General features: G+C 68.9%; 17 protein-coding genes. 12 read left to right on the plus strand and 5 right to left on the minus strand.

All coding sequences use genetic code 11. The annotated features are described in order from the left end of the window. Positions 1-4: 4 nt before the first annotated feature. The 4 genes from AB0P24_RS04200 to AB0P24_RS04215 are packed head-to-tail and all read left to right on the plus strand — an operon-like array spanning position 5 to position 11,494. Positions 5-4,480 (plus strand): DEAD/DEAH box helicase, encoded by a 4,476-nt coding sequence (locus AB0P24_RS04200; protein WP_365790684.1) that lies wholly within the window; start codon positions 5-7, stop codon positions 4,478-4,480. Continuing rightward, entirely contained in the window at positions 4,477-6,381 is a 1,905-nt protein-coding gene (locus AB0P24_RS04205) for a UvrD-helicase domain-containing protein (RefSeq protein ID WP_365790626.1), read from the plus strand. The genes AB0P24_RS04200 and AB0P24_RS04205 overlap by 4 nt, the downstream gene beginning before the upstream one ends. Further along, positions 6,378-9,632, plus strand: coding sequence for a helicase-related protein (locus AB0P24_RS04210; RefSeq protein ID WP_365790627.1), 3,255 nt, complete (start codon positions 6,378-6,380; stop codon positions 9,630-9,632). The genes AB0P24_RS04205 and AB0P24_RS04210 overlap by 4 nt, the downstream gene beginning before the upstream one ends. After that, complete coding sequence (locus AB0P24_RS04215) at positions 9,629-11,494, plus strand: DUF1998 domain-containing protein (protein ID WP_365790628.1); 1,866 nt, start codon at positions 9,629-9,631, stop codon at positions 11,492-11,494. Before AB0P24_RS04210 ends, AB0P24_RS04215 begins: the two co-directional genes overlap by 4 nt. Before the next feature lie 75 nt (positions 11,495-11,569). Here the strand turns inward: AB0P24_RS04215 and AB0P24_RS04220 are convergent, their stop codons facing one another. After that, positions 11,570-12,226, minus strand: coding sequence for an ATP-binding protein (locus AB0P24_RS04220; RefSeq protein ID WP_365790629.1), 657 nt, complete (start codon positions 12,224-12,226; stop codon positions 11,570-11,572). 263 nt (positions 12,227-12,489) lie between these two features. On the opposite strand from AB0P24_RS04220, the gene AB0P24_RS04225 reads away from it, so the two are divergent. The 3 genes from AB0P24_RS04225 (at position 12,490) to AB0P24_RS04235 (ending at position 14,556) form a co-directional block, all read left to right on the plus strand. Then, on the plus strand, positions 12,490-13,341 hold the full coding sequence (locus AB0P24_RS04225; protein ID WP_365790630.1) for a helix-turn-helix transcriptional regulator: 852 nt from the start codon (positions 12,490-12,492) through the stop codon (positions 13,339-13,341). 8 nt (positions 13,342-13,349) lie between these two features. Beyond that, a complete protein-coding gene (locus tag AB0P24_RS04230) occupies positions 13,350-13,544 on the plus strand; it encodes a hypothetical protein (RefSeq protein ID WP_365790631.1) in 195 nt (64 codons plus the stop codon). 334 nt (positions 13,545-13,878) lie between these two features. Beyond that, a complete protein-coding gene (locus AB0P24_RS04235) occupies positions 13,879-14,556 on the plus strand; it encodes an SMI1/KNR4 family protein (protein ID WP_365790632.1) in 678 nt (225 codons plus the stop codon). A gap of 265 nt (positions 14,557-14,821) precedes the next feature. Here AB0P24_RS04235 and AB0P24_RS04240 read toward each other — a convergent pair whose 3' ends face one another. Continuing rightward, positions 14,822-15,298, minus strand: a complete 477-nt coding sequence (locus AB0P24_RS04240) for a hypothetical protein (RefSeq protein ID WP_365790633.1) — start codon at positions 15,296-15,298, stop codon at positions 14,822-14,824. A 192-nt stretch (positions 15,299-15,490) separates the two neighbouring features. Next, positions 15,491-16,195 (minus strand): Clp protease N-terminal domain-containing protein, encoded by a 705-nt coding sequence (locus AB0P24_RS04245; protein ID WP_365790634.1) that lies wholly within the window; start codon positions 16,193-16,195, stop codon positions 15,491-15,493. A gap of 142 nt (positions 16,196-16,337) precedes the next feature. On the opposite strand from AB0P24_RS04245, the gene AB0P24_RS04250 reads away from it, so the two are divergent. Next, complete coding sequence (locus tag AB0P24_RS04250) at positions 16,338-17,507, plus strand: serine hydrolase domain-containing protein (RefSeq protein WP_365790635.1); 1,170 nt, start codon at positions 16,338-16,340, stop codon at positions 17,505-17,507. A 167-nt stretch (positions 17,508-17,674) separates the two neighbouring features. Here AB0P24_RS04250 and AB0P24_RS04255 read toward each other — a convergent pair whose 3' ends face one another. Continuing rightward, positions 17,675-18,577, minus strand: coding sequence for an NAD(P)H-binding protein (locus tag AB0P24_RS04255; protein ID WP_365790636.1), 903 nt, complete (start codon positions 18,575-18,577; stop codon positions 17,675-17,677). Between the two features lie 100 nt (positions 18,578-18,677). Here AB0P24_RS04255 and AB0P24_RS04260 point away from each other — a divergent pair, with 100 nt between their 5' ends. From AB0P24_RS04260 to AB0P24_RS04270, 3 genes are all read left to right on the plus strand, one after another. Next, complete coding sequence (locus AB0P24_RS04260; protein ID WP_365790637.1) at positions 18,678-19,271, plus strand: TetR/AcrR family transcriptional regulator; 594 nt, start codon at positions 18,678-18,680, stop codon at positions 19,269-19,271. 91 nt (positions 19,272-19,362) lie between these two features. Further along, entirely contained in the window at positions 19,363-19,869 is a 507-nt protein-coding gene (locus AB0P24_RS04265; protein WP_365790638.1) for a SigE family RNA polymerase sigma factor, read from the plus strand. A 29-nt stretch (positions 19,870-19,898) separates the two neighbouring features. Next, positions 19,899-21,176: a hypothetical protein gene (locus AB0P24_RS04270; RefSeq protein WP_365790639.1), complete on the plus strand. Its 1,278-nt coding sequence runs from the start codon at positions 19,899-19,901 to the stop codon at positions 21,174-21,176. Positions 21,177-21,242: 66 nt separating this feature from the next. Here AB0P24_RS04270 and AB0P24_RS04275 read toward each other — a convergent pair whose 3' ends face one another. After that, complete coding sequence (locus AB0P24_RS04275) at positions 21,243-21,782, minus strand: DUF2267 domain-containing protein (protein WP_365790640.1); 540 nt, start codon at positions 21,780-21,782, stop codon at positions 21,243-21,245. Positions 21,783-22,023: 241 nt separating this feature from the next. On the opposite strand from AB0P24_RS04275, the gene AB0P24_RS04280 reads away from it, so the two are divergent. After that, positions 22,024-22,326, plus strand: coding sequence for a hypothetical protein (locus tag AB0P24_RS04280; RefSeq protein ID WP_234544159.1), 303 nt, complete (start codon positions 22,024-22,026; stop codon positions 22,324-22,326). Positions 22,327-22,357: the final 31 nt, after the last annotated feature.

A 22,357-nucleotide genomic window follows, 5' to 3' on the forward strand; every position in this document is an offset into this window, starting at 1 on the left:
GAGTATGTCGAAGAAGCGTGGGGGCCAGATCGGGCGTTTCGGTGTGGGCGTCAAATCGGTTCTCGTGGTGACCGATGCACCGGAATTCTTCAGCACCACCGGAAGTTTCGGATTCGACCGCGCCTGGTCGTACGAGCAGATCAAGTCCGTGCCTGGCATGACGGCACGCTACGGCCCGGAGTTCGACGCCCCCGTGCTGCGGATGGCCCGGCCTCTGGACGTGCAGGCCGAGCGCGCCTCCGATCACGTCCTGAACGAGTTGCTGAGCTGGGCCACCACCGTCGTTCGCCTGCCCTTGCTCCCGAAGGCCGACGACCGGCTGGGCCGAGACATGCACGGCGGACGTGGCAAGGACCAGGGCGAACCCCGCGAGGAGTTCCCGGCCGGCTTCCAACTCTTCTCACCGCACGTTGCGAAGGTCGTGTTGGAGGACCGCCGGCCCCGGCCCATGGCCCGCCGGACGCTGACCGCCCGGCAGAGCGGCGACCTGCACACAGTGGTCGAGGAGCGGACAGGGAAGGCCGTCACCACCGACCAGTGGCGCGTGTTCACCACGTGCCACGAACCCGGTCCGGCGGCCCGCGACGATGCCGGAGAACTGCACGACCGGCTCTCACTCGACCTCGCGTGGGCCGTCCCGGCCCTGGAGAAGGATCGGGAGAGCGGCCTGTACGTCAGCCCGCAATCACGTGGACGCGGCAAGTTCTGGTCCTTCTTCCCGACCAAGTACGAGATGTCGCTGAGCGGCATTCTCAACGGCGCCTGGAAGACGAATGAGGACCGGCAGAATCTCCTCGACTCCTCGCCCTTCAACCAGGAGATGATCCGAGCGGCGGCGCAGCTGGTCGTCGAATCGCTCCCGGCCTTGGCAACCGTCGAGGACCCGGCCGCCCACCTTCCCCTGCTGCCCGGCCGTGTGAAGGAGGCGATCAGTTGGGCGGACGAGTTCCTGACCGAAGAGATCTGGATGCGTACCGCGGTGAACGCATCACTTCCTGACCAGGACGGCGTGCTGCGCGTGCCGACGGAGCTGCGGGTGCATCCGCGTCCCAAGGACCCGCGGAAGGAATCGAAGTCTCTGCTGCGTTGGCTGCGGTGGTGGCACGAATGCCCGAACCGTCCGGTGAACTGGCTGCATCCGAGCGTCGAAGCGAATTCTCTGCGCTCCGGCAAGGTCGAGCACATCCTTGATGCAGCCAAGCACCAACGATCCGACGTTCGCGACTGGTTGGAGGCCCTTGTCGAGAGCGGCACCGCGCAGGCATCCGCGACGGCAGTCCGCATCCTCGCCGACATGATCGAGGTCGGGTCGCCGTTCGTCGAGGACGCCCGCAAAGCCCACATCGTCCTCACCGAGGAGCATGGACTCGTCGCACCTGTGCACGGCAAGGTCTACCGCCGCACCGACCAGGACGGCCTGCGCGAGTCCCTTGTGTACGTGGTCGACGAGCTCGCCCAGGACCCCTCGCTGGCGCACGCGCTTGACGTCCTGGGCATTCGAGAGGCCGATGTCGAGGGTCGGTTCGACAGCGTTCTCGATCAGGGGTTTGATCACTACAGCCAGTCGGACTGGGAGCAGTTCTGGGAGCTGTTCCGTCAGGCCGGGGTCAGTCGCCTGACCCACAAGGTCCTGGAGCGGGTGCCCGCGGCACGCTCGACGCTCCGGGTGCGCACCGCCGACGGTCGGTTCCGGCCGGTAGAGGACTGCATGCTGCCGGGTGTCGTGGCCGACGCGAAGCGGGACCCGAGCATCGCCGTCGACATGGCGTTCCACTCCGACGACACCCCCTTCTTCTCCCAGGTCGGTCTGCGGGAACGACCGATCGGCGGGATTCGGCCCAAGGAGGGCGAGGCGTGGTACGACGAGTACCGCGAAGCCCTCCACACCTCCTACCTGCGCCGCCTGGACAGCAGCGCCCCGCGCCCCGCGCTGAACCGGATGAAGACCGATGGCGCCCCGATCGGCGGCCCGCTCCATCTCTTCCGCGGGCTCTCCGAGGAATCCCGCGCCGCCTTCCTGAAGGTGCTGCCTGACGACGCTGTGGTGGACAACTGGACGCGCCAGATCGGTACGCAGACCAACACCCGGCAACCGGTCGCCTCACCGATCCGGTGGATGCTGTGGAAGTACGGGACGGCCGTCACCTCCCAGGGGATCAAGCCGCTGAAGGAAGCCGTCGGCCCTCAGCTCGCCGCCTACCGCGACGTATTGCCGGTGGCCGAGATCTCTCCGGAGAAGGCCCGTAAGTTGAGGCTCCCGACCACCGTCGACGAGGTCCCCGCCGACCGCTGGGACGCGCTCCTCGACGAGGTGACCCGCAGCGAAGACGATTCCTTCGTCGGCGCCACCTACGTGATGCTGACCCGGTTCGGCGCGAACTTCCCCGAGGACTCGCTGACCCGTTGCCGGACCGGCGACACATGGGAAACGCGGCCAGACGGCGAGATCACCGTCGCCGTCGGGACCGCTCAGTACCAAGCGCTGCGCGCCGAACAGCTCCCTGCGCTCCTCGTGCCGACCGCCGAGGATGCCGAGCTGATGATCGAGAAGTGGGGGATGCTCCGCTATGCCGACGTGATCAGCCGGGAGACCCGTGAAGAACCGGAGGGTGACCCCGTCCCTCTGGTCGAGCTCTTCCCTGCCCTGCGGCAGCGCCTGAACAGCGGGCAACGGAACAGCATGGTGCAAAGGTGCAGCGAGCTGGAGGAGGTCGTCCGTACGCCCAACGGCACGCACGCCTCCCCTCTGGACGCCGTGCGCCAGGACGGCACCGTCAAGGTCCGCGTGCCGCTGGAGCCCGAGCCGATGCTTCGTCTCATCGACCGCGAACTCGGCCTCGGTCTCGGCGCCGCCGGTTGCCGTGCGGTCCTGGAGCACCAGGACCGCATGGCTCGTGACAGCGAGCTGAAGGCGGCGCAGAAGGCCGTGCGCGAGGCCGCGGACGTGGTGACCAAGATCGAGCTGCTGATCGGTGCAGACGCACTCCGGGCCGGCCTCCCCGAGGGACTGATGGAGGCCGAGATGCAGGCGACCGACGGCGTGGAGCCCTCCGGGCGCCGGATCGCGCAGATGGCGTTCAACGCGCACGGTGACGGAGTGCTCCAGCAGCACGCCCGCGACATCCAGGCGCGCTTTCCCAATGCACCGGTCGCGTACGGGGGTTCGTCCGCAGCCATCGCGTTCGTCTCGGAGATGAGGCTGCCGGTCGCGTTCGCCGGTTCGAAGACTCCGTCTCCGCCACCGTTCGAGACCGTCGAGGGCCCTCGGGACTTCCCCCGCCTCCACGGCTACCAGGAGGACCTGGTTCGGAACATCTCCACCATGCTCGACCGACTGGCGCCCCAGCGCGGCATGCTGTCGCTGCCGACCGGCGCCGGCAAGACCCGGGTCACCGCCGAGGCCGTGATCCGCTGGGTGAAGCGGGTCGGCGACCTGAAGGGTCCGCTGCTGTGGATCGCCCAGACCGAGGAGCTGTGTGAACAGGCAGTCCAGAGCTGGAAGTTCGTCTGGAACAAGGTCGGTGCCGAACGACCGCTGACCATCAGTCGGCTGTGGAGCACCTACGAGGTGGGAAATGTCGTGGACCACCCGCACCTGGTGGTCGCGACCGACGCCAAACTGGAGCGGTGCCTGGACACCGACCAGTACGCCTGGTTGCGCCAGGCCGCGCTGGTGATCGTGGACGAGGCTCACACCGCCATCTCGAAGCGATACACCGAGATCCTCGCCCAGTTGGGACTCACCCAGTACGAGACCAACCGGCATCTACTCGGTCTGACCGCCACCCCGTTCCGGAACACCAACGAGGAGGAGACCCGTCGTCTCGTCAGCCGTTTCGGCAATCGGCGACTCGACGAAGGAGTGTTCCCGTCGGGCGACCCGTATCGCGACCTCCAGGACTGGCGCATCCTGGCCCAGGTCGAGCACCGCACCCTTGAGGGCGGTCGTATCGAACTCACACGGGACGAGAAGACGCACGCCGATCGCATGGCCATGCTCTCCCGCTCAGCCGAACAGCGGCTCGCCGATGACCACGCGCGCAGTCGGCGCATTGTCGACTCCGTGGCCGATCTGCCCGAGGACTGGCCCACGTTGCTCTTCGCCACATCGGTCGACCACGCCAAATACCTGGCCGCCATGCTCAACGACCGGGGTGTCCCGTCCGCCGCCGTGGACTCGACGACGAGCACACAGGACCGCCGCAACCGCATCGAGAACTTCCGAAACGGACGCATCCGAGTCCTCACCAACTACGGTGTGCTCACCCAGGGATTCGACGCACCTGCCACTCGTGTCGTGGTCGTGGCCCGGCCGGTCTACAGCACCAACGTGTACCAGCAGATGATCGGTCGTGGACTGCGTGGACCACTGAACGGCGGCAAGGACAGCTGTCTCATCCTCAACGTCAGCGACAACATCGCCAACTTCGACACGCACCTCGCCTTCACGCAGTTCGAGCACCTCTGGAGCCGGAAGTGACCGACGTCTACCAGGACAGCCCCCCGCTCACCGACGAGCAACTGGCCGTCGTCGAACAGCCCTGGGACGCGCGTGTCCTGGTCACCGCGGGCGCCGGGGCGGGTAAGACGCACACCCTGGTACGCCGGCTCGACGCACTGTGCGGCCACGAGGACCCCGAACAGGCGCTGGAGGCGGCCGAGATCCTGGTGCTCACCTTCTCCCGAGCGGCGGCTCGGGAACTGCGTGAACGGATCTCTCGGCACGGGGAACGAGCTCACCGAGTACGCGCCCGCACCTTCGATGCGTGGGCCTACGAGGTGCTCCTTCAGGCACAGCCGGACGGCGAGTGGGGCGCGGTCGGCTTCGACGAGCGGATCGCGGCCGCGACCCGCGCGATCGAGAAGGGCGCGCTGGAGGTCGGCGACGCGGTGCCACCGGCCCATGTCGTGATCGACGAGGTGCAGGACCTGCTGGGCGGGCGCCGCGAGCTGGTGGAGACGCTTCTCGACCGGTACCAGGACAGCTGCGGCTTCACCGTCGTCGGAGACGCCGCCCAGTCCGTGTACGGCTTCCAGATCGCGGACCTGGGCGAACGTGCCGACGAGACCGGTCGGTTCTTCGACTGGCTGCGCTGTTCCTACCCCGACGATCTGGTGGAGCTGCGTCTCACGCGGAACTTCCGGGCCACCACCGCCGAGGCCCGGATCGCACTGGCGCACGGCCCCCGTCTCCAGCAGCTGAGCGATCCGGACGAGGCGGGAACGCTCTACGACGAACTGCGCGATCTCCTGCTGGATCCGGTGAACGGCATGGGCGACCTCGCCGACGAGTTCACCCTGGACGGCCTGCGGGACCTCCCCGACACCTGCGCCGTCCTCACCCGCGACAATCAGCAAGCCCTCGTGACCTCCGGGCTGCTTCACGCGCACGGCATCGACCATCGGCTGCGACGTCCCCTGGAAGAGCGTCCGGTGCCTTACTGGGTGGCCGAGTTGCTGCGCAGCACGGAGGCGACCGGCCTCACCGAGGACCGGTTCCGTACGCTCCTCTCAGAGATCCCTCTCCCCTACGAACCCGACGCCGCCGCCCTGTGGACAGTGCTGCGTAGGGTCGCGCGCGGAGCGGGGCGCGCGATGCTCGATCTGGATCGACTGCGCCGCGCGGTCGCCGAGGGCAGGTTCCCGGACGAAGCGGCCGACCCGGAGAAGGCCCGCGTCGTCGTCTCGACGGTGCACCGAGCCAAGGGGCTGGAGTTCGACAGGGTGATCGTCCTGACGCCGCCGACCCTCGCCGAGCTGCACAAGCGATACCAGGATGAGTTGGACCTTCCCGCCGAAGCACGCGCCCTGTACGTGGCCATGACGCGTGCCCGCCAGGACTTGTACCACGTGGCCGCACCCGAACTGCCGCACTTCAAGCGGGCGGGGAGCAGCCGCAATGGCCGTCTATACCTCGGGTCATGGCGGTCGTACGACAGGTACGGAATCGTCGCCGAGGCGGGAGACGTCTGCCGGGACGACCCGCCCGGCCAGCAGAGCGACGCCGTCGCCACCCAGGCGTATCTCCTTGAACAGGTGCGCCCCGGCCAGAAGGTGCTGCTGCGCAAGCGCCACGACCTGCCGATGAGCGAGGTCGAGAGCCCCCCGTACGCCCTGATGCACGACGGCAAGGAGATCGGGGAGGCCTCGCAGCGGTTCCGCGAGGATCTCTTCCAGGTACAGAAGGTCAACCGCACCTGGGACCCTTGGTGGCCCGACGAGATCCACGACCTGCGGATCGACACCCTGGAGACCGTGACGGGCAGTCCTGCGGCCGGCACGAACGCCGGACTCGGTGAGCGAGGTGTGTGGATCGCCCCGCGGATCACAGGCATCGGCCGGTACCGGCGAGCCGACGACTACGAGGAGCAGCGCGCATGACGCAGGTGTCAGGTCCCCACGCCGAGCACTACCGGGTCCGGGACGAAGAACTTCTGGTGGGGCTCCGCCGTGAACTCCTCGGCCCCACCACGGATGCCAAGCCGGACGACAAGGGCGAGGTACTCGCCCAGGACGCGCCGATTGACCGCTATCTGACCGGCGTGCTGTATCCGCGTGCTGCGGACAAAGCCGCGAAGGAACGGAAGGACGAGGACGCGGCCGAGCAGGAAGGCCTGGACGCTGCCCCTCTGCTCACCCGGGAGGACGTCGAGGAGTCCGGCACCGCGCAGGAGGTGGGCGCTTCAGGGGACAGGCGTCCTTCCTCGATGGGTCTCACCTTCGCAGTCCGCCCGACCATAAGCGAAGTCATCGTGGTCTCCGCCCGCGCGGCCGTCTACGAACCCACCGATGCCGACGGCAAGCCCGTCCCGGCCCGCCGCGCCGAGGCCCGTACCACCGCCGACCAGCGGGAGCAGTGGCGGCGCAAGGAACTCGACCTCCCCGACCAGCACATCGACGTGACCCAACCGGATCCGAAGAAGACGATCAAACTCACTCCGAAAGTCGCGTTGCACGTCAACGTCCGCCCTTTCGATCAAGTCAACAACACCGTCACGGTCACGGTCACGCTGATCAATAGGCAGAAAGTCGGCGAGCGGGATCTTCAGGACGCCTTCTCCTTGTTCCAGTGCGGTCTGACGGTCCGGGCCGCCGACGGCTCCACCGCCTTCGTCGAGCGTCCGGCCCCGGCCGCCGCCCACGACCCCGAGATCGCCGCGAGTCGGTTGCTGCACCGCCACGCCCCGACCTTCGCAGTCGGCCATGGATGCGCCGCCGAGTGGGACTGGACTCCCCAGCCGATCGGTATGACCGAGGCCGAAACGCCGGCTGTCCCCGAGGTGCGAAGCCAGTTCGTGCCCACGGTGGAGGTGCTGCTGACCGACTCCAACCCGGAGATCGACAGCTCGGCACTGTCGATGCTGGGACTGGCCGAGCAGTCCGACGCCGAAATCGTGGACGCTCTGGAAGGGCTGGCCACGGGCTACGAACACTGGATCGACCGTAAGTCGGCCGAAGCTGACGCTCTGACGGGCACCGTCTACGAGAAGCCCGCCCGGGACCAGGTGAGCGCCTGCCGCGAGGCACTCGACCGTATCCGTGAAGGCATCGAGTTGCTGCGGACCAAGCCCGACCTCATGCGTGCGTTCCGCCTCGCGAACCGCGCCATGGCGGAGCAGCGCGCCCGCAGCAAGTGGGTGAAGGACGGCCGAGTCGGCGTCCCCGTCCCGGCCGCCGGCCGCTGGCGCCCGTTCCAGGTCGCGTTCCTGCTGCTCTGCCTGGCCGGCATCGACGACCCTGCGCACGACGATCGGCACGTGTCCGACCTGCTGTGGTTCCCGACCGGCGGTGGCAAGACAGAGGCCTACCTCGGATTGATCGCCCTCACGTCGTTCCTGCGTCGCATCCGTAAGGGTTCGAACGGCGGTGGGGTTACAGTCCTCATGCGCTACACGCTGCGGTTGCTCACCCTTCAGCAGTTCGAGCGGGCGGCGATTCTGCTCTGCGCCATGGAGCACATGCGACGCCGGACACCCGAGCTGGGCCATGATGAGTTCTCCGTCGGCATGTGGGTGGGGCGTTCTGCCACCCCCAACACACTGGCCGCCGCCGGACTGAAGCTCGACGAACTGCAGAGGAACCTCGACAAGCGCCTCGCCACCGAGAATCCCGTCCAGTTGCACGCCTGCCCCTGGTGCGGGACCCGCCTCGACGCACGGAACTACGAAGTCGACGAGGACGCCAAGCGGATGTACGTCCGATGCCCCGGCGTGGGCTGCGACTTCGCCGACGGCCTGCCCGTCCACCTGATCGACGAGTCGGTGTACGACGCACGGCCGACCCTGGTGATCGCGACCGTGGACAAGTTCGCGTCGATGCCGTGGCGGCCGGCCACCTCCGCACTCTTCAACCTCGACGACCCGGCTGACGGCACCCCTCCCCCGGAGCTGATCGTTCAGGACGAACTGCACCTGATCTCCGGCCCACTGGGAACTCTCACCGGCCTCTACGAGACCGCCGTGGACGCCCTGGCCGACCGGCCCAAGGTGATCGCCTCCACAGCGACCATCCGTCGCGCCGCCGACCAGGGACGCCACCTATTCGCCCGCAAAGTACGGCAGTTCCCGCCCGCCGGCCTGGATGCCCGCGACTCGTGGTTCGCCGTGGAGACACCACGCGAGGAGAAAGCGAGCCGACGCTACGTCGGCCTCCTGGCCCCCGGCACCAGTCAGTCAACCCTGCTGATCCGTACGTACGCCACCCTGCTGCACCGGGCCAAGCAGGCGAAGACCGAGGACGAGGTGCGCGACGCGTACTGGAGTCTCGTCGGCTACTTCAACAGCCTCCGGCTGCTGTCCGCGGCCGAACTCCAGGTCCATGACGACGTGGTGGCCTACCTGGAGCTGCTCGCCGCGCGCGAGGGGGTGGAGGTCCGCGCGGTCGCCAACTACTCGGAGCTGACGAGCCGTATCGACGCCAGCGAGATCCCCACCCGCCTCAAGGGCATCGAGAAGCGGTGGCCCGACGACGACGCCGTGGACGTCCTCCTGGCCACCAACATGATCGCGGTCGGTGTGGACGTGGACCGTCTCGGTCTCATGGCCGTGATGGGCCAACCGCAGACGACCGCCGAGTACATCCAGGCCACCAGCCGGGTCGGCCGCGCACACCCCGGCCTGGTCGCGGTCATGCTCAACTCGACGCGTTCCAGGGACCGTTCCCACTACGAGAGCTTCCAGCATTTCCACTCGGCCCTGTACCGCGAGGTCGAGTCCACCTCCGTCACCCCGTTCTCCGCCCGCTCCCGTGACCGGGGCCTGCACGCGGTGATCGTCGCCCTCGCCCGCATCATGATCCCGGCGGCCCGCCCCAATGAGGGCGCCGGCCAGGTCGAGTCCTATGAAGACGTGCTTCGCGGTCGCATCAAGTCGATCCTCCTGGAACGCGTCGAGGCGGTCACCCCGGAGGAGAGCGATGCCGTGTCCCAGGCCTTCGACGAGTTCGTCGATTGGTGGTGCAAGGAAGCCGACATCCACAGCGGCCTGCTGTTCGAACCCCAGAGGGGCCGTCGTACTCCTTCGCTGCTGAAGGCGTACGACGACGAGTCCGAGGACGTGGACGCGTGGTCCACGTTGTGGAGCCTGCGTGACGTCGACGCCGAGACCGCCCTGTTCATGGAGGGAACCCGATGACCCCGCCTCCCGCCCGCCGTCGCCGGACCGGTACGAACGGCGCCGCACCCGCCCACAACCTTCCACGGCGGGGTGCGGTCCGTCGCGCCCAGGCGATCACCACCTACGGCGTAGGTTCGCTGATCGCCGTCGATCATGAGTCCTTCATCGTCTCGGGGCTCGACGAGGCCGAGCAGAGCTGGAGTCGTGACGAGTCCCCGCGGATCCACGAACGGCGCCTGGCCCGGCTGCTCGACGTCGACTACTTCCGGCTGCCGCCCGCTTCCGACGACACCAGCAAGGACGGCCTCCGGGTCCGCCGCTTCCCCTTGATGCACTCCTGCCCGGAATGCAATGACCTGCAGCGGCACCGCGACTTCAACCCGCCCGCCGGTAGAAGCGTCTGCGGCACATGTGAGGTCGACCTGGTCCCCTCCCGTTTCGTCGTCGCGTGCGAGGCCGGACATCTCGGTGAGTTTCCGTACTGGCAGTGGGTGCACCGCTCCAAAGACCGTGGTGCCTCGCCGACGGCACAGTGCGGAGGAAAGCTCAAGTTGCGCACGTCCGGTCACACTGCCTCGCTCCGCTCCATCCTGGTCTCCTGCACCTGTGGGCAGGCTCCCGAGGTCTCGATGGAGGGTTCCTTCCGCAGGAACGCGCTCAAGGACCTGGGCCTCAAGTGCCGAGGCCCCCGTCCATGGCTCGGTGCCTCCGCCCCGGTCCAGGAGTGCGGACTTCCCCTGCGCACGTTGCAGCGCGGTTCTTCTGCGGTATGGCAACCGGTGCTGAAGTCTGCGCTCTCCATCCCGCCGTGGAGCGACGGCCGCGCGGATCCACTTGCGGAACACTGGGACGCGCTTCGTGAGTACGACGAGCGCGACCACGTCGAGATCTATCTCAAAGGTGTGTTCAAGGGAAAGTGTCCCGTGCCGCTGGACGAGGTGATGGCGCTGCTCGACGCGGAGCGCGAAGAGGACCCCGACGGCGAGGCGGCCCCCACCTTCGACCACCGCTACCGCGCCCTCCGCAACAAGGAGTACGAGCGTCTCCGCGCGGGCAACGACGAGAGCGAGCACACCCGCGACGAGCAGTTCGTCTGCGAGACCCCGTTGGGCGACCAGAGCCTGCTCGATCCACTCGGTGTCACCGGCCCGATGCTGGTCAAGAAGCTCCGCGAGGTGCGCGCCCTCAAGGCGTTCACCCGGCTCGTCGACGCCGAGTCGACGACCGACTCCAAGGAGATGCCCCTGTCCGAACGCCCCCTGCGCTGGCTCCCGGCCATGGAGGTGCGAGGCGAGGGAGTCTTCCTCCGCCTGGACGAGGACCGGCTGGACGCCTGGGAGAAGGCTCCGGCGGTGGCAGCCCGGATCGAACGGATGCGTGCCGCCCACCAGCGGGTGCTGGAGCAGCGGGCCGAAGACCCGAGCCGCGTCCTCCCCTCCCCCGCCACCCCTCGCATGGTGCTGCTGCACACCTTGGCCCATGTCCTCATCAACGAGTGGAGCCTGGAGGCGGGCTATCCGGCCGCGTCCCTGCGCGAACGCCTTTACGCCGCCGACGACATGGCCGGGGTGCTCGTCTACACGGCGACGAGCGATTCCGCGGGCAGTCTGGGTGGCCTAGTCGCTCAAGGTGAGCCGGAGATTCTCGCTCGCACAGTCCGTTCGGCCGTCCGCCGCGCCGAGTGGTGCTCCTCGGACCCGCTCTGCATGGAGACCGAGGCGTCCGGCGCCGGTGGAATCAACCTGGCGGCCTGCCATGCCTGTGTGATGCTCCCGGAGACGAGTTGCGAGCACAACAACATCCTTTTGGATCGAGCGCTGCTCGTCGGAACCCCGGACGAGCCCGAAGTGGGCTTCTTCGCCGGCATCCTGAATCCCTGACGCCCGCCTTGCCTTGGTGAAGACGCCGCCACGGATCGGCGTCTTCACCTGTTTGGCAAGGCAGAGATCCTCGCGTCACCGTGCGGGTCGTAACGTGTCCGCCTCGAACTGCATCTGAGCGCGGTCGAGCGCCTCGTCGGCGTCATGGCCATGGGCTCGAAGCCAGTGGAGAACATCGGCGATGACGTCGATCGCCACTTCCTCCGCTGCGATGACACTCAGCCTGCTCGATCCCGACAGGTGGGTCGGCAGCCCCGCAGTGTAGAGGTGCAGGCAACTCGTGGCCCTGGAGACCCGGACGTCCTTGCTATGGCCGTTCACCTCCGTCAGTTCCGACGCGAGTTCGACCCACGTGATCTTGCGATCGGGCAGGAGTTGCACGCCCCAGCGCTCGGACATCGCGGCTACGAGAGACATACCGCGCCCCGCCTCGGCGTCGCCGGCCGAGTCGATCAGACACGGTAAGGCCCGAGTGTCGGGATCATGGACTTCGATGCGCAGACGCGTACCGCTGACGGAGACGGAGAGCGTCGTCGGGGTGCCGGGGCCCACGTGAGTGATCACGTTGGAGACCAGTTCGCTCAGGCAGAGCTGGGCCGACTCCGTCAACTCTGCGAGCCCCCAGAGGCCCAGATGAGTCCGAAGCAAGCGCCGCAGCGCCGCTACTTCCGCCGGCTCGGCAGAGAAAGAATGATCCCAAGGCCTTCTCGGCGTACATCCACCGCAATCCATGTCCAACTCCTTGGTCCGCCTGTTCCGTTGCGCTGCTCGTGAAGCAGTGGCCTGTCGCCCTGGCGCAGGCCACCCCTCCCAGGGCAGGAGAGAACAGGGGCATACGCGATGCGCTTCTGCTCGCTGTGCGTGAGCGGCGCGTTGTCCAAGCTAGAAGAACGTCCGGCAAATTTGCCACCTCCTTCGGCAAATTAGCTCGATCGTGGCTCACGAGTCGCCCGGCACGGCAGACTGCCCTCCGAGCCCGAAACGGAAGGATCGACATGGCCCCGAGGGCAGTACCGACGCAACGTCAGAGGCGCCTCGGTCACGAGTTGCGCAGGATGCGGATGGCCGCAGGCGTGTCCGCGGAGCAGGCCGCGAATCTCCTCGGCGTGGACCGAGGAAAGATCTCCAACATGGAGTCGGGGGTCCGGAACATCAGCGAGGACCGCCTGCGCACCCTGGCTCACCACTGCGGTTGCGACGACGAGAAGTACGTGGCCGCCCTGGTCGAAATGGCCTCCCCCAGCACCTCGGGCTGGTGGGAGCGGTATCGCGGAACCCTTCCTCAAGGGCTGCTGGACATTGCCGAGTTGGAGTGGCAGGCCATTCGCATGCGTACCGCATGCACGGTGCACATTCCCGGCCTGTTCCAGACGACCGACTACGCCCTCGCGGTCTTCCGCGCCGTCCTTCCGCAACTACCCGAACATGAGGTGACGTTGAGGGCGGCCCACCGCAACAACCGTCAGGAGGTCCTCGCCTCCGAGGCTGCACCCGCCTTCACCGGGATCGTCCACGAGGCGGCGCTACGGATGCAGTTCGGAGGCCCCAGGGTCAGCCGGGCGCAGCTCGAACACCTGCTGGACCAGTCCGAAAGGGACGGCCGCACGGTTCTGGTCGTCCCCTTCACCAGCGGAGCTTTTCCAGGTGCAGGACAGACCGTTCTGTACGCGGAAGGGCCGACGGAGCAGCTGGACACCGTGCAGATCGACAACTCCCACGGCCCGGACTTCCTCTACGGAGAGGCAGAATTGACCAAGTACCGCGCTCACTTGAACCGGATGGAGGAACTGGCACTGTCCCCCGACGACTCAAGAGCCTTCATCCATACCATCGCGCGCGAACTCTAGGAGACGTCATGCCAGAGATTCAGTGGGAAGAGCCGTTCTGCGGGGAAGGCAACTCGTGCTTCCGGATAGGCGTGGACGACTCGGGCAACGCGTTCATAGCGGTGAACGGCCAGGAGGACCGTTTCATCACCGACAGTCGGGACGCTCTGCGAACCATGATCCTCGACATCAAGGCCGGCAAGGCGGACCACCTGCTGAGGTGAGGGCCGCAGCGAACGCCTGCTCAGTGATGCCTGGAACTACTCGCCTCTTCGAACACCAACCCGCTGTTGGCACCGCCCGTACTCCCTAGGACAGTTGGTCACAACAGACGAGCCGCAGGGGATGAACGGGGGCCATAGTGCAGAGGCGTCGGCAGATCATGCTGTGCACGTGGCTACGAAGCGTCGATGAGCTTCTAACTCTTCGAACGGCGAGCCCATCTGTCACCTCACCTCGATCACCACGGTAGAGACGAGCAGCCGCGAACACACCCCGGAGGCAGGTCGGATGTCGGTGGCAGGGACTAATGTCCGTCCCGCCGTCGACAGGAGAGTCGTGAACACACACGTGCACTGGTCGGGAGTTCGGGAACGCGTCATCGCCGTGGAGGAGGCCGAGCGTCGGGTCCGAGGCCATGGGCCATCTCACTACCCGACATTCGAACCCATCCTGACTCCCGCGGAGATCGCCGAGGTCGAAGCGCAGTTCGGTGTCGCGCTCCCCGACGAGTACCGCACGTTTCTGGCGGAGGTCGGAGCCGGCGGCCCCGGACCGGCACTCGAGCTCACATCATTGCGCCGAATCGACGGGAAGTGGGGATGGGTCTGGGACAACGACGAGGAGAATCCCTGGCTGCTGGACCCCAGTGGGCCGTTCGTCGAAACGGAAGACTGGGCCGACCAACAGATAGCAACCCTCCGCGCCGCCGGGTACGAACCCACCACCCGTGACGAAGACGACGACTATCTGGACGACTACCGCAAGGTCTTCGGCGACGCCGGCGACGAAGTCTGGCACCTGGAACGCGGGCGGGGTGCGATCCACATCAGCGACAACGGATGCGGGATGACCGGCTGGCTCGTCGTCGTCGGCCCACACCGCGGGGAACTCCGCGACCGGGACTGCGCGGTCAACCCGCCCTTCAAGGCGTACGTCGACGCAAACGGAAACCGTCACACCTTCCACAGCTGGTACCTCGCGTGGCTCGAGCAACGCGAGGGAGCAGCTCGATGATCAAGGGCCGGTGACTCTGGCCCGCTCCCCGCACAGCGGCTTGCTCAACCCTTCCCCGCAAAGGAACCGCACCCATCACCTTTCGGGGGTGGGTGCTCGTCGGGTGGTTCGCGGCTCTCTTCACCGGCTGTGGGCCCCTGGGCGACAGGCGGGTCAGCGCGACCTACGGCGCGTTGGTATTCCTGTCGGCCCACGCCTTCGGGACAAGTTGCCGTTTCCCGTGGAGCCCAAACTCTGAGTCCACGCGCCGGGCGCCGGTCCTCCGTCAGGCGGACCGGTAGATCCCCTCGGCGTCGTCGTGGGCCCACGCCGCGTACTCCTCGAAGCCCAGGTTGCCGATGCCGAGGTTCGCGTGGACGTCGTGGACGCCTGCCGGAGTGGTGCGGAACTCGGTTCCGAACTCGGTCAGTTGGTCGTAGTCCTCGTCGTCCACGCACTCCTCCCGCGTGAGGGTGGTGATCGCGAGCAGCGGGTGGCCCTCGGTCCGCATGGTCGTGCGGTCGGCCAGGAACACCACGGCGAGGTTCTCGTCGGCGGAGACCACGGGAAGTATGTCCTCGGCGGTCGCGTCCGCCCAGGCCGGGTCGTCGACGAAGTGGACGCGTGCCTCGTACGCACCGTCTCCCCAAGGAGCCAGCAGGGCCGCTGTCACGTCCTGCCAGGTGCGGTCGTCCTCGTAGTCGGTCCTGACAACCAGGGCGTCGAACTCATCGCGACCGGTGACGGCGGGCAGCGTTCTCATGATGCTCTTCTCTTCGGCAGGGCTCAGTGGCCGGTGGTGCCCGACTGTCTCATGCCGGGCAGGCCGGAGACCGAGCGGGAACAGGCCAGGGCCGCCGGCTGCCCAGCGGGCCGGTCTCTGCCGGTGGGCCTGAGGCGCCTGGGCCTTTGAGGGACCGGTCGAGCCGGTCCCCCGTGGCGGCCGGTCGCCTCGTCACCGGTTGCCGTCCGCGGCCCGGCGCCTGGTGATCTCGGTCTTCACCGTCTCGTGCAACTCCTCCGACGTGAAGCCGAGGTCGCGCAGGATCTGGGCGGCCGGGCTCTGCACCACGCGGATGAGGCCCAGGAGGGTGTGTTCGGTGCCGACCCAGTCGTGGCCGAGGTCGGATGACGCGCGGCGGGCCTGGCCGATGGCCTCCTTGCTCTCCGGGTGGAACGGGATGTGGCCTCGCGGCGCCTTCTTCCCGGCCGGCGGCAGGGCTTCCTGGATCGCGTCGCGGATGGGTTGCTCGGACTCGGTTTTCGCGAGCAGCAGCTCGTACGCCAGGCCCTTCGGTTCGCCGAGGAGGCCGAGCAGGAGGTGTTCGGTGCCGATGGCGTCGTGCTTGTGCGTGCGGGCGGCCTCCTGTGACAGCACGATGCTGTGCCTGTTCAGGTTGGTGAACCGCTCGAACGCGGTGGGCGCGTGGCGCTGCTGGGCGGCCTGCTTGGACACGCCGATGGCGTCACCGATCTCGGTCCAGGACGCGCCGGTCTGCTTGGCCTTGCTGACGTAGTGGTCGATGAGTTGGTCACCGAGGTCGGACAGGGTCTGGGCGCGTAGCCGGGCCTCGCTGATGCGGGCCAGTTCGCTGGCGTCGGGGAGTTCCTCGTCGAGTCGGGCGATCAGGTCGGCGAGACTGATGTCGAGTGGGCTCATGCGTCAACTTTAAATTGACGATCCCGCGTCGTCAACTTGCAATTGACGATTGTTGGCGATCCGTCAGAGCGCTGCCCGTGGCACCAACTCGTGCGGGGAAAACGCCGGTTGAAAGCAGCGGGCTCGATGCGAGGATGACGGCATGACGACGATCCACGGGGAAGTGGCCGACGGGTTCGAGGGTGTACGGGAGGCGTTCCGCGCCAACTTCGCGGAGCGGGGGGATGTCGGAGCCGCCGTCTGCGTGTACCGGGACGGGCGGCCGGTGGTGGATCTGTGGGGTGGGGTCGCCGATCCCGACACCGGGCGGGAGTGGCAGCGGGACACCTTGCAGCTCGTGTACTCGGCGACGAAGGGGGCCACCGCCACCGTCGCGCATCTGCTCGCCCAGCGTGGGGAGTTGGACCTCGATGCGCCGGTGGCCGCCTACTGGCCCGAGTTCGGGGCGGCGGGGAAGGCGGAGATCCCGGTGCGGTGGTTGTTGTCGCATCGGGCGGGGGTGGTCACGGTCGAGCCGCCCGTGCCGTTGGCGGAGGCTTTGCGCTGGCAGCCGATGGTCGACGCCCTCGCCGCGCAGCGGCCGGAGTGGGAGCCGGGGACCGCGCACGGGTATCACGGGCGGACCTTCGGGTGGCTGGTCGGGGAGGTCGTCCGGCGGGTGGACGGCCGTACGCCCGGGCGCTTCTTCGCCGAGGAGGTCGCCGGGCCGCTGGGCCTCGACTTCTTCATCGGGCTGCCGGCGGCCGAGCGCGGGCGGGTCAGCCGGATGGTGTATCCGAAGCCGGAGGTCGACCTGAGCACCGTACCGCTGGAGCTCGTGCCGACCGAGGCGCGGGAGTTCGTCGCCGCGCTACAGGATCCGCGGTCGTTGAGCAACAGGGCGTTCACCGTCACCGACCCCGTCGAGATCGACTTCAACTCGGCCGAGGTGCAGACCGCGGAGCTGCCCGCCTCCAACGGGATCGGCACCGCCCGCGGCCTCGCGCGGATGTACGCCGCGTTGATCGGGGAGGTGGACGGGGTGCGGCTGTTCAGCCCCGAGACGCTCGCGTCGGCGACCGCGGAGCAGGCTGCCGGGGTGGACAAGGTCATCATGTTCCCGGTCCGGTTCGCCTCCGGGTACATGCTGCCGGTGGAGACCAACCCCCTGACCGGTCCCAGCGCCTTCGGCCACCCCGGCCGCGGCGGGTCGCTGGGCTTCGCCGACCCCGAGCACGGCATCGCCTTCGGGTACGTCATGAACAGCATCGTCGAGGGCGCCGAGGACACGCGTGCCGCCGCGCTCGTCGAGGCGGTGCGGGCCGCGCTGTGACCGGGAACGGGTGGGAAGGGGGGAGAACAGGTGAGAGCGGGTGAGAGCGGGTGAGTTCGCCGCGGTGCCCGGCCAGCCCGGCCACTCCAGTCATCCCGGCCACCCCAGCCATCCCGGCCGCCGTGGGTGTCCTGGGCGTACAGAACTCCGTGCGCCCAGGACACCCGCTACCGGAACGCCGGCAGGTTGCGCCCCACCCATCCCCCGAACCCGCCCGCCGGGCGCCCCAGTACGGTCTCCACGTCAGGGCTGACCCTCAGCTCCGCGGGGAGCGGTGCGCCCAGGACGTCCAGGGTGCCCGTGACCGCCTCCTCCGGCATGAAGCGGGACATGGCCGCGTGGGCCTCCTCGCGAGGGAGTTCCACGAGCGTCACCTTCTCGCCCAGGGCCGCGGAGATCACCGCCGTCTGCTGACGCGGGCTGATCGGCTCCGGGCCGGTCAGTTCGTACACGCGGCCCCCGTGGCCGTCCTCGCGGAGCGCCCTCGCCGCCACCGCCGCGATGTCCGCCGGGTCGACGACCGGGAGGGCCACGTCGGCGAACGGGGCGAAGACCGTGCGCTTGGTGCGGATCGCCTCGGCCCACGCGAAGGCGTTCGACGCGAAGCCGCCGGGGCGCAGGATCGTGAAGTCGAGGCCCGACGCGCGTACCGCCGCCTCGTACTCGCGCAGGCGGGCGTGTGAGGGTGCCTCCGGGCGGGTCGCGCTGACCTGGGAGGAGACCAGGACGACCCGTTCGACGCCGGCGTCCGCGGCCGCCCCGAGCAGGAGTTTCGGGTGCTCGCCGAAGGCGTTGAGTTCGCCGCCCAGGACGATGAACAGGGCCCGGGCACCGGTCAGCGGCTCCCGCATGCTCGCCGCGTCCCCGACATGGGCCTCGGCCCACCGGACGCCGGGGACGGCGGACGACGCCTGCCGGGGATGCCCGGGGATCCGGGAGTCCCGGGGACTCCGGGGGTCCCGGGAGTCCCGGGGGCTCCGGGACACCGCCACCACCTCCTCGCCCGCCTCGGCCAGCAGGTCCACCAGTGTCCGGCCGATGTTGCCGGTCGCACCCGTCACCGTGATCATTGCCGTCTCCCCTTGATTAGCTAGTTAGTTAGCTGACTAACTTACTCGGCTGACGCAGACGCTAGCACGGACAACCCCGCGGCTGTCTATAGTCAGTTGGGTGACCAACTCAGTAGATCGGCGGGCGCGGGCCTCGCAGAAGCGGCAGCGGCTGATGGCGGCCGCCGCCAAGGTCCTGCACGAGCAGGGCGTCGAGCGCACCACGCTCGCCGACATCGCGCGGGAGGCCGACGTCCCGGTCGGGAACGTCTACTACTACTTCAAGACCAAGGACGAGCTGGTCCAGGCCGCCCTCTCCGAGCACACCGCGTACCTCGACGAACTCACCGGCCGGCTCGACCGGTTGCCCGACCCGCGCGACCGGCTCAGGGCGCTGGTCGAGGCGTGGGTCGAGCAGCGTGCCGTCGCCGCCCGGTACGGCTGCCCCACCGGCACCCTGGCCGCCGAACTCGGCAAGCGCGCTGACGGGACCCTCGACGCGGAAGCCGGCGCGGTGATCCGGCGGCTGCTGGACTGGGCCGCACGTCAGTTCCGTGAGATGGCACTGTCCGGCCCGGACGACCCCGACGACCTGGCCCTCACTCTCGTCGCCGGCTACCAGGGCATGTCGCTGATGGCCCACGCGCTGCGCGACCCGGACGTCATGACTCGCGAAGGCGCCCGTCTCCTGCACTGGCTCGACTCGCTCCAGTGAGATTCCCCTGAAAGTCCTTTGAAACATTTTCCCGGGCCCACCGCATCAGTGAGGTGAGCGGCAGAGTGCCGGGAACGGGGGAAGCTTGCGGATGAGTCAGAAGGCCGGCGAGGACTACGCCGAGTTCGCCGCGGCACGGGCCGGGCATCTGTACCGGTCCGCCTGTCTGCTCACCGCCGGGGACACCCACCTCGCGGAGGATTTGGTGCAGGAGGCCCTCGGGCGGATCTACGTCCGCTGGGGCCGGGTCTCCCGTGCCGAGAACCCCGCCGGGTACGCGCAGACCGTCCTCAGCCGGACCTTTCTCGCCCACCGGCGGCGGTTCAGCAGCAGGGAGCGGGCCCGGGACTCGTTTCCCGAGCTGGCCGACACCGGCGCCGATCCCTCGCTGCGGCTGACCCTCCTCGACGCGCTGGCGCGGCTGCCCGCCAAGGACCGGGCCGTCGTCGTCCTGCGGTACTGGGAGGACCGGTCGGTGCACGAGACCGCGGACGCGCTCAACATGAGCTCGGCCGCCGTCCGTACGCGGTGCGTGCGCGCCCTCGCGCGGTTGCGCGAACTGCTGGGCGAGGACCTCGCCGAGTACGCCCGCTCCTGACATCAACCTTGTGGAAACGGTGGTTCGTCATGCCCGTGGAGCAGCGGCACAACGACAGCGACAGCGGTAACGACCAGGCCTTCGAGGTGCGGCTCACGGCCGCCCTGCACGACGCCGGCGACACCTTCGAGGCCGACCGGGGCGCGCTCGTCGCCGCCGGTGCGGCGCGGGGGCGGCGGCGACGGCTGCGGCGGCGGGCCACCGTGCTGGGCGGCGCCGCCGGTGTCGCGCTGGCCGGTGTGGGCGGGGCGCTGCTGGTGCCCTGGAGCGGGTCGTCGTCCGGACAGTCCCCCTCCGCCGTGCGCACCACCCCGTACCCCACGCTCTCCCCCACCGCCCGTGGCGTCACCTCGGACGAGATGATCAGCACGCTGGAGAAGCTGCTGCCCGGGGGGAAGTTCGGCAAGGCGCAGGGGCGGGGCGTCGACGCGAGCGACCCGCTGGTGGCGCCGTACGCGCAGGTCGTGTACGACGACGGGCACGGCGCCGCCGCCATCAGCGTGGCCGTGAACCGGGTGCTGCCCGGCGGGAACGACGCCCGTCAGGTCACCCAGTGCCCCGACAAGGTGTACGTCTCCTACGACAGTTGTGTCACCAGCCATCTGGCCGACGCCTCCGTCGTCACCGTCGTGAAGGGGTACGAGTACCCCGACCGGCGCGTGGACACCAAGCTCTGGACCGCGAACCTGGTCACCCCGGACGGCCATCACGTCTCCGTCAGCGAGTGGAACGCCGCCGCCGAGAAGGACGCGCCGATCAGCCGGGACCAACCTCCCTTGTCCGCAGCGCAGTTGATGACGCTCGCGGCCGCGAAGGAGTGGCGCGGGGTCGTCGACGCCATCCCGGAGGACCCTCGGCAGACCCAGGAGCCGTCCACCACACCGGAGAACGGCCCGGGAATCCAGCAGACCCTCGCCTCGCTGATCCCCAAGGGGCTGAAGGTGGTGGGGCACGCGAGCGACGACGACGGCCAGTTCACCTACGTCGTCGTCGACGACGGGCACGGCAGGAGCCTCGTCCAGATCAACGTGCAGCCCGGCATGTCCGACGTCGCGAAGGACCTGTTCGGCGCCGGGTCCGAGACCCTTCCCGACGGGACCCGGGTCGCCGAGCACAAGAATCCCGGGGAGAAGGGCGTCGCCGGGGTCGTGATGTGGACCGCCGACACCATGCGCAAGGACGGATTCCGGGTGGTGGTCACCGCCTTCAACGCCGGCACCGAGCACAGCCCCGCGACCCGCGCGACCCCGGCGCTGACCATGAAGCAGCTCCGCGCCATCGCGCTCAGCCCGAAGTGGCGGTCCTAGCCGCTGGATTCAGGAAGGCCGCGATCGCGGGCCACCGGCCGCGCCGCTCCGGCCGGTGGCCCGCTCTCAGTCCGGGTCGACCAGGTTGTACCGGGCCAGCTCGGCCCGGCCGAACAACAGGGCGTAACCGGGCGGGAGCTGGGTGAGCAGACGGGTGGTCAAGGGCTCGCCGACCGTCTCCGCGAGGACGCCGAGGACCGAGCTGACGTCCCAGCGGGCGGTGGCGGGGGTCGAGCCCTCGATGCGCGCGGCCACCGAGTCGACGAAGCGGCGGGCGGTCAACGGGGTGGCCGCAGGGATCTGGGCGGCGATCAGCTCGGCCGCCTCCAGCGGGAGGGCCTGGGCGAGGGACGGCCGTTCGTCGCCGGTGACATGGCCGCCCAGTGCCGACAGGACGATGCGGGTGACCTGCTCGGCCCGCGCCCGCGTCGGGTACTGGCCCGCCTGCCGCACGGCTTCGGTGAACTCCTGCCAGCCTCCGGTACGAACGGCATGAACGGTACGCACCGCACGGGGGCTCGGGGCCGGAGAGGGAGAAGTGGCGGGGGCGGTGGCGGGCGCGGGGGCTGCGATGGTGGCTCTCGGCTGCGGGCTCGTCACGGTCATCGTGCTGACTCCTCTTCCGGGCGTCTCCGGGAACTCCGGGGCGGGGACGGGGGGGTGGGGCGATACGCGTCGGTGCCACGCCGGGTACCCCGGAAATCGATGGTCATGGCACCGATTCGGCCAATGTGGGGCATGCGTCGGGGGCGGCCGGAGGGGTGGGCGAGGCGACAGACGCCCCCTCGGCTAGCCTCGGGAGGTCCCGGAGACGGAGCAGGAGAAAGCAGGAGAAAGGGAGAAAGCCATGGCCAGGGTTCCCAGTTCGGTGATCGCGGCGAGCGGTCTCGTCGGCGGCTACGGCGTCGCGCGCTGGACGAAGCAACGGCCGCTGGGCGGGGCCGTGCTGGCCGTCGCCGGGGCCGCGGCCGCGCAGCAGTGGCGGCAGCGGGCGGGCGGGAAGGCCGCCGGGGCGCTGTCCGCCGCGTACCTCGCCGCGTTCGCGGGGTCGCATCCGCTGGCCAAAAAGGTGGGTGCCTGGCCGGCGGTCTTCGGGGTGGCGGGCGCGGTGGCGCTGGCGTCCTGGGCCGTCGCGGATCGGCGAGCCTGAGCGGAGGCCTGGAAGAAGGCCTAGAAGACGG

It is taken from the genome of Streptomyces sp. NPDC086519 (genome assembly GCF_040686075.1).
GTDB classification, from domain to species: Bacteria; Actinomycetota; Actinomycetes; order Streptomycetales; family Streptomycetaceae; genus Streptomyces; species Streptomyces shenzhenensis.